At 35.0% G+C, this 12730-nt stretch carries 8 protein-coding genes; 5 read left to right on the plus strand and 3 right to left on the minus strand.

Going from position 1 to position 12730, the window contains the following annotated elements; all coding sequences use genetic code 11:
• Positions 1–489: 489 nt before the first annotated feature.
• Positions 490–2655: a S9 family peptidase gene (locus IR022_RS12025; RefSeq protein WP_194203866.1), complete on the minus strand. Its 2166-nt coding sequence runs from the start codon at positions 2653–2655 to the stop codon at positions 490–492.
• A 263-nt stretch (positions 2656–2918) separates the two neighbouring features.
• Between IR022_RS12025 and IR022_RS12030 the strand changes: the two genes are divergently transcribed.
• From IR022_RS12030 to IR022_RS12050, 5 genes are all read left to right on the plus strand, one after another.
• Positions 2919–3986 carry a DUF4369 domain-containing protein gene (locus tag IR022_RS12030; protein ID WP_194203867.1) on the plus strand — a complete coding sequence of 356 codons (1068 nt, stop codon included), beginning with the start codon at positions 2919–2921 and terminating at the stop codon, positions 3984–3986.
• A 131-nt stretch (positions 3987–4117) separates the two neighbouring features.
• Positions 4118–5659 (plus strand): YifB family Mg chelatase-like AAA ATPase, encoded by a 1542-nt coding sequence (locus IR022_RS12035; RefSeq protein WP_194203868.1) that lies wholly within the window; start codon positions 4118–4120, stop codon positions 5657–5659.
• Positions 5660–5848: 189 nt separating this feature from the next.
• Positions 5849–6460: a DUF4254 domain-containing protein gene (locus tag IR022_RS12040; protein ID WP_050710409.1), complete on the plus strand. Its 612-nt coding sequence runs from the start codon at positions 5849–5851 to the stop codon at positions 6458–6460.
• Between the two features lie 46 nt (positions 6461–6506).
• Complete coding sequence (locus tag IR022_RS12045) at positions 6507–7571, plus strand: glycosyltransferase family 9 protein (RefSeq protein WP_194203869.1); 1065 nt, start codon at positions 6507–6509, stop codon at positions 7569–7571.
• Positions 7568–8683 (plus strand): glycosyltransferase, encoded by a 1116-nt coding sequence (locus tag IR022_RS12050; protein ID WP_194203870.1) that lies wholly within the window; start codon positions 7568–7570, stop codon positions 8681–8683. The genes IR022_RS12045 and IR022_RS12050 overlap by 4 nt, the downstream gene beginning before the upstream one ends.
• Before the next feature lie 94 nt (positions 8684–8777).
• Here the strand turns inward: IR022_RS12050 and mutS are convergent, their stop codons facing one another.
• Together mutS and IR022_RS12060 are read right to left on the minus strand one after the other, a co-directional pair.
• Positions 8778–11360, minus strand: a complete 2583-nt coding sequence (gene mutS / locus IR022_RS12055; protein ID WP_087880172.1) for a DNA mismatch repair protein MutS — start codon at positions 11358–11360, stop codon at positions 8778–8780.
• Between the two features lie 139 nt (positions 11361–11499).
• Complete coding sequence (locus IR022_RS12060) at positions 11500–12420, minus strand: hypothetical protein (RefSeq protein ID WP_194203871.1); 921 nt, start codon at positions 12418–12420, stop codon at positions 11500–11502.
• Between the last annotated feature and the right edge of the window lie 310 nt (positions 12421–12730).

The following is a 12730-nucleotide window of genomic DNA, read 5'->3' on the forward strand; positions in this document are numbered from 1 at the left end:
ATCTTATGTAAATAAGTACCGCATATTGTATCCTAAATATAGATCGAAATGTATTTATTGTTGCTGTATTCTACATTTACCAGGATATTCAATTATCCTGTAAATGGGTTGTTGCCAAGAAGAAAAATATAAGAGAATCAAATAATATTAAGATGCAAATACCGATTTAGCTGAAACTGGGAGCTATTGTTGTTCCATATCTTCATGTAAATATCCAACGGTAAACAAATAATATATTACTTGTAACTATCTTTTCCTTTCTGTTTTCAAAAAAAAATGTTGTTGATGGGCAAATATAACCTTTTTAGATGGAAAATGTGAAAAAAGGAACTTTTTTCACATTTAAATATGTCAAATTTCTGAGTAAAACTGTTTCCTGACTATTCTATTACCCTTTGTGTTTTGTTTATGCTACATTTTTAGTTAAAAATTAAAATGTAGTATTGAGGGTAATTGTTTGATATATAAAGGTATATGTGCGAATTTCTTTTATTTTAAAAAATCATCAAAGTAACGTGTAATATGCTCATGAAGATGTACGCGATCGTGTCCTGTCATATTGTGTCCATGTCCTGGATATATAAATAAATCAGGATGTGTACCACTTTTTATAGCTGACTTCATAAATTGAAGATTATGTTGCAATACAACGGTAGGATCTTCATCTCCGTGAATAAGTAAAAGTCTGCCTTTTAGGTCTCCTGCACGATCAACCATGCTGGTTTTAGAATAGCCCTCGGGGTTTTCTTTTGGTGAATCCATGTAGCGTTCGCCGTACATTATTTCATAATATTTCCAATCGGTAACAGGACCTCCTGCTACGCCCACTTTAAATGTTTCAGGATGACGAAGCATCAAGTTCAAAGTCATAAATCCTCCATAGCTCCATCCGTGGACACCTATTCTGTTAGAGTCAACATAAGGTAACGATTTAAGAAAATCTACACCGGTCATTTGATCTTCAGTTTCTATTATACCCAATTGACGGTGTGTGATGTTTTCAAAATCAATTCCTCTGTTAGATGTTCCTCTATTGTCTATTGTGAATACTACATAACCCTTCTCAGCCATATAAATGTCCCATCCGCGAGCTTGTCCCATCCATGAGTTGTCTACAAGTTGTGAATGAGGACCTCCATATACATATACTACTGTAGGATATTTTTGAGCAGGATTATAATTCAGAGGCTTAATTAAGCGATAATAAAGATTAGTTTTTCCATCATTTGCCTTTATAGATCCTATCTCTATTTCAGGCATATTTATTTTACCGTATGGGTCTTTGGCTTCGAAAAAAGTATAGCTTTTATTCGTTTTAGTTTCTGTAATAGAAGCTTTTCCTGGATTATGTTGTGATGTGTAACGATCTATGATATACTTTCCGGATGTACTTAATTGTGCTGAATGAGCTCCTTCTTCTTTCGATAATTGAGTTCTTTTTCCGCTTTTCAGATTGAGTTGATATATATGTTTTTCTATTGGAGATGCTTCTGTTGATATATAATAGAGATTGTTTCCCACTTCATCAAAACCAAGAACTTCTATAATATCCCAATTGCCACTGGTCAGTTGTTTTTTTAGCTTTCCATTTAGATCATATTGATACAAGTGATTGTGTCCGTCTTTTTTACTCTGCCAGATAAAAGATTGAGGGTCATTCTTTAGGAATAATACAGGATTTTCGGGTTCCACATATTTCGAATGTGTTTCAGTAAATAGTGTCGCATCCAGCTTTCCAGATGCTACTTTATAGCGGTTGAGTTTGCAAGTATCTTGTCCTCTATTTAGTTCGACAAGATAGATGTATTTTTCATCGGGACTCCATGCAATATTCGTCAGATATTTTTCTTTAGGAGTTCCTGTCTTTAAAAATATAGTTTGTTGTGTTTCAGGATTAAAAATACCAACTGTCACATGATGGTTTTTCATTCCTGCCATTGGATATTTAATGTCTTTTAATTCGGCTACTCGTGCCGAAATATCTACCAAAGGATAGTCTGTAACCATGGTTTCGTCCATTCTGTAAAAGGCTAGCTGCTTGCCGGAAGGAGACCAGAAAGTACCTTTCTTTATTCCAAATTCATTTCGATGTACAGATTGCCCGTTTACAATACCTTTGTCTGTGTCAGAAGTAACGGTGACTTCTTGTCCTGATTCTCGTATTACGTACAGGTTATTATCTTTGGTGTAAGCAAAAGTTTTGCTTGCTTCTGAAAAATCCTGATTTGCCGCGTCTTTTGGTAAAGTATAACTGGCTATAATCTTATTCGACTCAAAATTATATAGATAAGTATCAGCTCCATTATTAAGCATCACTATCTTTTGATCTGCATATGGAAAGCTAACCGAAAGTAATGACTTTATAGGCTTTTTATCATTAGCTTCTAGACCCGAATTAATCGCTTTTTTGTCAATAACCAAATTGCCTGATTGTTTTTCAGATTTAGCAACAGACATAATAGAGTCTCCTTTTATATATGTAGCGTTATCTCCCCACCATTGTAGCTTTTGAGGAAATGAGATTCTATATTTAGCGTATGAATTACCTCCGGGAATAAGATCCTCTAAACCGAGCTGAACTGATGTGTCTTGTGCCATTGAAATAAACGATGATAAAGTACAAATAGATAGGAAACAGATTTTCAGGATCTTCATAACTAGACGATTTAAATAAAAAACAAAGATACTTATTCCGATTAGAATGTGTGTTATGAAAAAAAGAACTTTTTTTATGAACAAAAGAGTTTTTCGGTTGTTAAAAATAACAAAAATATGCAATAATGGATTAAACGTTATTGCTATCTTTGTGTCAAATTTACTACAAATAGTATTTTTTAATATAAATAGGTATAATATTTGTACATATAAAAGTGTACTAAAAAATCAAGAAATTGAAAACTTTGAAAATCTCTACCATAATGATAAGAGGGCTAGTTATATTTAGTCTGCTTATTTTAAGTGTAACAAGCTGTACCAACTCAGATGTAAATTTTACGGTCGAAGGTAAACTGGAAAATTTGTCAGTACCTAAGATCTATGCTGTAAAAGAAATAACAAAAGATTCTGTATCTATTGATACTATAACAGTGGAAAAAGGAGGGAAATTTTCGTACAAAGGGAAGGTAGAGTCGCAAGCTTTAGTTTCTTTGTTTGTAGGGGAAGGGCTAAAGCCTCTTCGCTTTTTTCTTGAACCCAATTACAAAGTTAGTATTACAGGTAATGCTTTAGAGGGAGATTTAGTGGAAATAAGAGGAGGTAGAGTCAATAATGACTTGGCAGACTTTAAAAAGAAGAATGCAAATATCTTACAGTCTAGATATAGAATATTGGCTAAAAATGAGAATCTGGATGTATCAGAATTGAAAAATGTTAATTATCAATTGGCTCGCTGTGTTCGTGAATGCGTTGAAAGCGATCCTGCCAAAATAGCTGCAGTAATATTGATGAATGATTTTTCTATTAATAATATTTCGGTTGATTTATTAGGTAATGATATTGATTTGTTGAAAGGTGAGGCAGCCAATTTTTATCTGACAACTTCTTTAAAAGACTACTATGATCGAGTTAAAATCTCAATGGTAGGTTCGGTAGCTCCGGACATTACTTTGCAAAGTACACGAGGAAAATCGGTAAGCTTGAAAGACTTCAGAGGGAAGCCTGTTTTGTTAATTTTCGATCTAAAAGAAGCTCCTTCCAATGAAGCTTATTTTAATTTGTTGAAAGAAACTCAAAAGACATTAAAAGATAAGGTTCAATTTGTTGCTATTGTCATTGATGAAGATGATAAATCTCCGGATCCTAAGATTGTAGAAATTGCTAATTCATTGGATTGGACTGTGCTACTAGATGGACGAAAATGGAATTCGCAAGCAGTGAAGAAATATAATGTAACAGAAGCTCCTTATATGATCCTTATTTCTAAGGATGGAGTAATTGAAGATAGAGATGTAACTTTTGAAGCATTATTGGAACTATACAAAGAGTAGATAAAGAAAAAATAGATATATAGAAAAGAGAGGTTTTGTTAAATCTCTCTTTTTTTCTTTTATATTTGCCATTGTAGACACAAATTGGATTGAAAGTATCGTCTTTCTTTTTTTACTTATAACACAAAAGAATGCTAGTAAAAGTTTTTGGCGCAGCTGTACAAGGAATCAATGCAACACAAATAACAATAGAAGTTAACTGTTCGAAAGGAATCAAATTTATGTTAGTAGGGCTTCCCGATGCCTCGGTTAAAGAGAGCCACGAGCGTATAATTTCGGCTCTGCAAGTAAACGGTTATAAATTTCCACGTCAACAAGTTGTAATTAATATGTCTCCGGCAGACATAAAAAAAGAAGGATCGGCATACGATCTTCCGTTGGCTATTGGTGTTATGGCTGCTTCAGATAGTCTGAAAACCGATAAGCTGGATCGTTATATGCTGATGGGAGAATTATCTTTAGATGGTTCTATTCTACCGATCAAAGGAGCTTTATCCATAGCTATTAGAGCTAGAGAGCTTGGCTTTAAAGGCTTGATTGTGCCCAAAAAGAATGCCAAAGAAGCAGGAGTGGTCAATAATCTTGAAGTATATGGTGTTGAGAGCATAACGGAGGTTGTTGATTTTTTTAATAATGATTTAGAGCTCGAACGTATTATAATAGATACAAGGGCTGAGTTTTTGAATAATCAACAGAATTTTGAGTTCAATTTCTCAGATGTGAAAGGGCAGGAAAATGTAAAACGGGCAATAGAAGTTGCTGCTGCTGGTGGTCATAATATTATTATGATAGGTCCTCCCGGAGCAGGGAAATCGATGATGGCAAAACGTCTTCCATCCATTCTTCCTCCTTTTACTCTGCATGAAGCTCTAGAAACAACCAAAATACATAGTGTGGCAGGTAAGATAGGAACTGATACTTCCCTGATGTGTATTCGTCCATTTCGTGCCCCTCATCACACGATCTCTGATGTAGCAATGGTTGGCGGAGGAATTTATCCACAACCGGGAGAAATTAGTCTGGCTCACAATGGAGTCCTATTCTTAGATGAGTTACCAGAGTTTAATAGAAGTGTACTAGAGGTTTTGAGGCAACCTTTAGAAGATAGATCTATATCTATTTCCCGATCGAAATTTGCGGTCGAATATCCGTCTAGTTTTATGCTGGTATCCTCTATGAATCCTTGTCCTTGTGGATATTTTAATCATCCCGAGAAGCAATGTGTATGCCCACAAGGTGTTGTGCAGCGATATTTGAATAAAATATCAGGACCATTACTAGATCGAATAGATATTCAGATTGAGATTGTTCCTGTTCCCTTCGAAAAAATATCTAATTCGGGAACGGCTGAGGATAGTTATTCAATAAGAGAAAAGGTGATTAAGGCCAGAGCCATTCAAGACGAACGATTTAAAGGTGAAGACACTGTACATTATAATGCTCAGATGACATCTAAATTGATGCGTAAATATGCCACGCCCGATGAAGATGGTTTACAATTGTTGAAAATAGCAATGGATCGCTTTAATCTTTCGGCAAGGGCTTATGACCGGATTCTTAAAGTTTCAAGGACTATTGCTGATCTAGATAGTTCAGAGAAGGTTTTATCCAAGCATCTGGCGGAAGCTATTAATTACCGAAATCTAGATAGAGAAAATTGGGCTACCAAATAATCTTTAATTTGGTAGTACATCTATTTTTCTATTTCATTGGTATAACTCTGTTAAATATGAAAAAAATATATATATTTGTATTTAATATTGGTTGGAGGTATTTTTATTTAGCATATATTGTTTCTACACTATATGTGATAATTAAAAGTGCCTTTTTTCGTTTCTAATTTATTTGTTAAAATTATTGATATGAAATTTACAAGCTTGTGTAATTCGATCTTCGATCAGACTATTAAAGATTATCATGTAACTGATAATGTTGATACAGCTATATCTAATCCTTATGAGCTTAAAACGATAGAATACTATCTATATTTAAAAAATTGGATAGATACGGTTCAATGGCATTTTGAAGATATAATCAGAGATCCTAACATTGATCCTGTGGCTGCGTTGGAACTTAAACGTCGTATCGATAAATCGAACCAAGATCGTACTGATTTGGTTGAATTGATTGACAGTTACTTTTTGGATAAGTACAAAGATATCCAACCCAAAGCAGATGCTAAGATAAATACTGAAAGTCCTGCATGGGCGGTAGATCGTTTATCAATATTGGCGTTGAAATTGTATCATATGCAACAGGAAGTAGATCGTAAAGACGTAGATGCTGCACACCATGAGCAGTGTTCTAAAAAATTAGCTATTCTTCTTGAGCAACGCAAAGATCTTTCAACTGCTATAAATGAATTGCTTGAAGATATTGAAGCAGGATCGAAATATATGAAGGTATACAAACAGATGAAAATGTATAATGATCCTGATTTGAATCCTGTCCTCTACGAAAAGAAAAGTAAATAAGGTTTACTGTTTTGTATTACAATAAAAATAAATATTTTAATTTACAATGGCGAGAGTTTTAATTACTCGAATATCTTCATTTGGCGATGTTGCAATGTTAGTTCCTGTTGTGTTTTCCGTGGCGGCACGATATCCTCAGGATCGTTTTATTGTGCTGACCCGTAAAGCTTTTGCCCCGTTATTCGAAAATCTGGGATTCAACATAAATGCAGTAACAATTGATGTAAATAACCATCATAAAGGTTTTTGGGGAATATTCAGATTGCTACGTAGTGTCACTCGATACAAATATACTCATGTGGCAGATGTCCATGATGTGTTGAGAACAAAGATTATTCGCTTTTACATGTCTATTTTAGGAAAGCAGGTAGCTCATATAGACAAAGGACGTGCAGAAAAAAAGCAAATGATCGATAGCAAGGTCGTAAACCCTCCTCTAATACCTACCACAGAGCGTTATATGGAGGTGCTTGAAGACCTTGGATTTCCTGCAGAAATGGTGTTTACCAACTATTTTGAACTAAAAGAGCGCTCTTTGTATCCCCTAAGAGCTATTGTTACCGAAAAGAAAGGACATTGGATTGGTATTGCTCCTTTTTCGAAGCATGCCGAAAAAGTATATCCTCTTGATAAAATGGAGAATGTTGTTGCAAAACTTTCTCAGCAACTTGATACTACTCTATTTTTATTTGGATCAGGGCCTGAGGAACGTGCTCTTATGGAAAAATGGGCAGCTACATATTCTAATATAATTGCTGTATCAGGGAAATTAAATCTAGAAAATGAGCTTCTTTTAATGTCTTATTTGGATTTGATGATTTCTATGGATTCTGCTAATATGCATTTAGCATCTTTGGTAGAGGTTCCAGTTATCTCAATATGGGGAGCAACACACCCTCATTTAGGCTTTTATGGTTTTGGTCAAGATCCGAACAATGCTATACTGTCAGACATAGAATGTAATCCATGTTCAGTATTTGGTCAAGTACCTTGTTATAGAGGTGATATTGCTTGCCTGAATTCGATATCCGAAGAAAGAATACTTAAAAAGGTAGACGAAGTTCTTTACAGTAGAAGACGTATAGATAACACAGACGAAGTTGAACAATGAAAATAGCTATTCTATCACCATTCTATCCTTATAGGGGAGGGATTGCTTCCTTTAGTAATCGACTCTATCAAGAGTTTCAAGGAACAGAAGGTGTAGAAGTATCAGCTTTTTCTTTCTCTTTATTATATCCATCCTTTCTTTTTCCGGGGAAAACCCAATATGTAGAAGGCGAAAATTCCTCATTGTCTCTTCAGTCAGAACGAATCCTTAATAGTGTTAATCCACTTTCGTGGTTATCTACAGCTAAAGCTATAAACAAATATAATCCTGATGTTGTAATTGTTGCCTATTGGATGCCATTTGTTGCGCCTGCTTTAGGTACAATATGCCGTTTGTTGGATAATAAGATAAAGATTATTTCTCTTATTCATAATGCAATACCTCACGAAAAGGGTTTTTTTGATAAAATATTTGCAAAATACTTCTTTGAGAAATGCGACAGTTTTATTGTGCTGAGTGAGCCCGTTAAGGATGACTTAGAAAAGCTTATTCCTCAGGCTAAAGTGCTTGTAACTCCACATCCTATTTATGATCACTATAAAGAGAGAATAAGTAAATCGGAGGCGTGCAAACTCTTAGGTGTTAATGTAGATAAAAAGAACCTCCTTTTCTTTGGGCTTATTCGAGACTATAAAGGTTTGGATTTGTTGATAGAATCGATGTCTTATTTAGATGATAGTTATCAGTTAATCATAGCAGGAGAGTGCTATGGTGATTTTCAGAAATATCAGCAATTAATAGATCAATCTCCTTTAAAGGATAATATCAAGGTCTTTGAACAGTATATCCCTGATGATATGGTAACCACATTGTTTTCGGCTGCCGATGTATTAGTGTTGCCTTATCGCGATGCTACGCAGAGTGGGGTAGTGGCTGTCTCTTATCAGATGGAGTTGCCAATGATAGCTACTAATGTGGGGGCATTGGGTGAAACTATTTCAATGTCTGCTACCGGTATTGTAGTTGAGGTTTCTCCGGAGGCTATTTCAGAGGGTATTAAGTCCTATTTTGAAAATGATACCCAAGTCTATTTAGATAATGTGCAGACTGAGAAAAAGCGTTTGTCATGGCTGAATTTTGCGCAATCACTTCAGCTGTTTTTACGAGAGTAAATAAGGTGAGGGCATAAAAAAAATCACAGCTATATCTTATAACTGTGATTATCTATAATTATTTTACTTATCGAAGTACTGAAAAATATCAGATTTATTTCCCCGATACGATTTTCTTAATATCACTTAGTTTGTTGAGAGCTTCCATAGGTGTAAGATTATTTACATCTAATGAGTGAATCTCATCACGAACCTGACTAAGTACAGGATCGTCCAATTGGAAGAAGCTTAATTGATAGCCTTCTCTTTTCTCATTGATCTCGGCAATAGGTTTAGCAATACCTTGTTTGCGGTTATCAGTTTCCAACTGCTTAAGAATAGTGTCTGCACGTTTCACAATGCTTTGAGGCATACCTGCCATCTTAGCCACATGTATACCGAAACTATGCTCACTACCTCCTTTTACCAACTTACGTAGGAATATTATCTTATTGTCGGCTTCTTTTACCGAAACATTAAAATTCTTAATTCGCTTAAACGATTTAGCCATCTCATTCAACTCGTGGTAGTGAGTTGCAAATAAAGTTTTGGCTCTCGCCTTAGGATGTTCGTGTATGTATTCAACAATAGCCCAAGCGATGGAGATACCATCGTAAGTACTTGTTCCACGTCCTAATTCATCAAATAAGACCAAACTACGATCTGATAGGTTATTTAGAATATCAGATGCTTCGTTCATTTCCACCATAAAGGTCGATTCTCCCAATGATATGTTATCGGAAGCTCCTACACGAGTAAAAATCTTATCAACAATGCCTATTTGAGCCGATTCGGCAGGCACATAACTCCCAGCCTGCGCCATTAATGTAATTAAGGCTGTCTGACGTAGTAAAGCCGACTTACCCGCCATATTAGGTCCGGTGATGATGATAATTTGTTGAGAATTACTATCCAGAAATACATCATTTGCAATGTATGACTCACCAAGAGGTAGTTGCTTTTCTATTACGGGGTGTCTTCCGTTCTTTATATTGAGAACATCAGAGTCTTCGATATTAGGGCGGATGTATTTATTTTCCTGTGCCGTTTTAGCAAACGAAAGTAAGCAGTCGGTACGAGCAATAAGGTTTGCATTTACCTGAATAGTTGGTATGTATTCAATTAGGCTAGCTACAAGATTGTTGTAGATGGTGGTCTCAAGAGTGAAAATCTTTTCCTCTGCACCAAGTATTTGCTCTTCGTATTCTTTTAATTCCTGAGTAATATATCGTTCTGCATTTACAAGTGTTTGTTTACGAATCCACTCAGCAGGTACTTTATCCTTGTGTGAATTACGAACTTCTATGTAATAGCCAAAGACATTATTGAAGCTGATTTTTAGCGATGTAATACCCGTAGTTTCTATTTCACGTTGCTGTATCTGCAAAAGATAGTCTTTGCCCGAATAGGCAATGGCTCGAAGTTTATCTAATTCTTCATTTACCCCTTTGTTAATTACATTTCCTTTGTTTAGAAGTGCGGGAGGGTCGTTTTGTATTTCTTTCTCTATCTTATCACTAATGATAGGACAAGGATTAAGCCGTTCACCTATTTCTTTTAAACTAGGTTCATCGGAAGCAAGAAACAAATCTCTAATAGGTTGAATAGCTTTTAAAGCGACCTTAAGTTGAACTACTTCACGAGGAGTGACGCGTCCTACGGCTACTTTGGATATAATACGTTCTAAATCGCCGATAAGGGCAAGCTTTTCTTCGAGTATTTGTTTTAAACTAGGATCACGGAAAAAATATTCGATAACCGCTAAACGGTCATTTATTGGTTTTACTTCTTTCAGAGGGAAAACCAGCCAACGGCGAAGCATACGCGCCCCCATTGGTGATATGGTTTTATCGACAATGTCAAGTAACGATTTTCCACCTTCATTCATCGTAGAAATAAGCTCTAAGCTACGTACTGTAAACTTATCTAAACGAACGTATCTGTCTTCTTCTATTCTTGATAGAGAAGAGATATGGCTTATCTGTGTGTGATGAGTTGAATCCAGATAATGAAGCACTGTTCCGGCAGAGATTATCCCGTCCGACAGATGTTCAACACCAAATCCTTTGAGGTTTTTGGTTTCGAAGTGTTTTAATAGACGGTCTTTTGCTGCATCTTGTGTGAAAATCCAGTCATCTAATTCGAATGTAAAGAAGCGAGCTCCAAAATATTCATCAAATAGTTTCTTTTTGCTGCGCTCTATCAATACTTCTTTAGGCGAAAAATTAGCAAGTAGTTTGTCTACATACTCTTTGCTGCCTTCTGCAATCATAAATTCACCTGTAGATATATCAAGAAATGATATTCCGAAGTTTTTCTTTGCAAAATGAATAGCACAAAGGAAATTGTTCTCCTTGTGGTTGAGTATATTATCATTGATTGATACACCGGGAGTAACCAATTCGGTTACACCTCTTTTTACCAGTTTGGTCGTTTGTTTGGGGTCTTCAAGTTGATCGCATATAGCAACACGTCTTCCTGCACGAACAAGTTTTGGTAAATAAGTATCTAAGGCATGATGAGGAAAACCTGCCAACTCTACAAACTGAGCAGCTCCATTGGCTCTTCGAGTGAGAGTGATACCTACAATTTCGGCAGTATCGATAGCATCTTGTGAGAATGTTTCGTAAAAATCACCCACCCGAAATAAAAGTATTGCATCAGGATGTTTACTCTTGATCTCAAAGTATTGTTTCATTAAGGGCGTTTCGGCTATTTTTTTCGACACAATTGTATAGTTTTTGTTATTTAGAACTATTCTATTTACTTGAATAAACAAAGTTAGAAAAAATCTGTAGATTATAGAAGTGTTCCTCTAAAGTATTAAAAAGGCAATTTCAGTCCGAAATAAAGCTCATCTTCTTAAGCTTGAACCTTCCCGCAGGCGTTGATTCTAATTCTCCATCAGATGTTTGAATGTTAATAGTGTACTTAATTGATGCTCCTTTGGGTTGGATTATTTCTTGTTGTGCCAAACTGTTATTAGCTCCAACAATATATGTATCTAGTGTGTTTCCTTGTTTGTCGCGACTTATAAATTGAGACCGTAAATTTCCATTGTAAGAGATTACATTAAAGAAGAACCTTATAGCATCCTCTGAGAAATTTATTGGCAGAGCCCAATTTTCTATTTGTAATTGGTATTCATTATCTTCTGTAGGATACGATGAGTTATTATCCTTTTGCATTTTATTGAGATAATCAATCTGAAAGAATGGAGACGAAAATGCACATTTATCTATTCTTTTGAGTGTGATGTGTCCTGCCGAATCAATCTCAAAACGAATAGTCGATCTATTTTCAATAGGAGTTACGTATCCTGATGAGCTGCAACAGTCACTTCTGAAAGTTGTAATAGTTAGAGTTGTATCAGGCTCAAAAACGTATGATTGCTGGAAAATTCCTCCATCACTTATTGGCGAATTCTCTAATATCAGTTCATTGTCTATCCCATTTATCAGTGTTTCGTCTTTGAAAACTAGAAGAGCCAAAAAATCTAGATTTCTTTCATCAAAATCATTATATATTAGAGTTTTTCGGATAACGAATAAATCATTTCCCTTATGATTGTCTATTTTTCCGATTGCATATATTTTTTCATCGGCGGAATCAGAGGTGTACAGTTTTTCTGTAAAGCTCTTTCTTGCTAAAAGGGAATCAGATGATCTTTTAGGTAAAAGATCGCCAAAATAAGACTTAAAGGTTGTATAATCGAAGTCGTTTTTCGTAGTTGTTTGAGTATTAAGTGAACCGTACACTATCGCAATATTAAAAAGTATAAAAAGTGAATATCGGTACATTTCGTTTTTATTATCTGTGTTTACTTAGTGTGATAAATATTTTTCTAAATATAATCAGATATATTTTATCTTGAAGATTTTGTGTTTATAAAGTTTTCAAAAGGACTTCCGGGGAGAAAAAGATTAGATTTATTTAAGTTTTATTTTTATTTATTTCTTAATGTAATGTTAGCTATCTAATTGATGTAAATGTCTTTATCTGTGAAATAACAAATGTGTCATTTGAACACAAATTGAGAAAATAAATGCATTATTCACAAATGAAGAT

The sequence above is a fragment of the Dysgonomonas sp. GY617 genome, assembly GCF_015233815.1.
GTDB lineage: Bacteria > Bacteroidota > Bacteroidia > Bacteroidales > Dysgonomonadaceae > Dysgonomonas_A.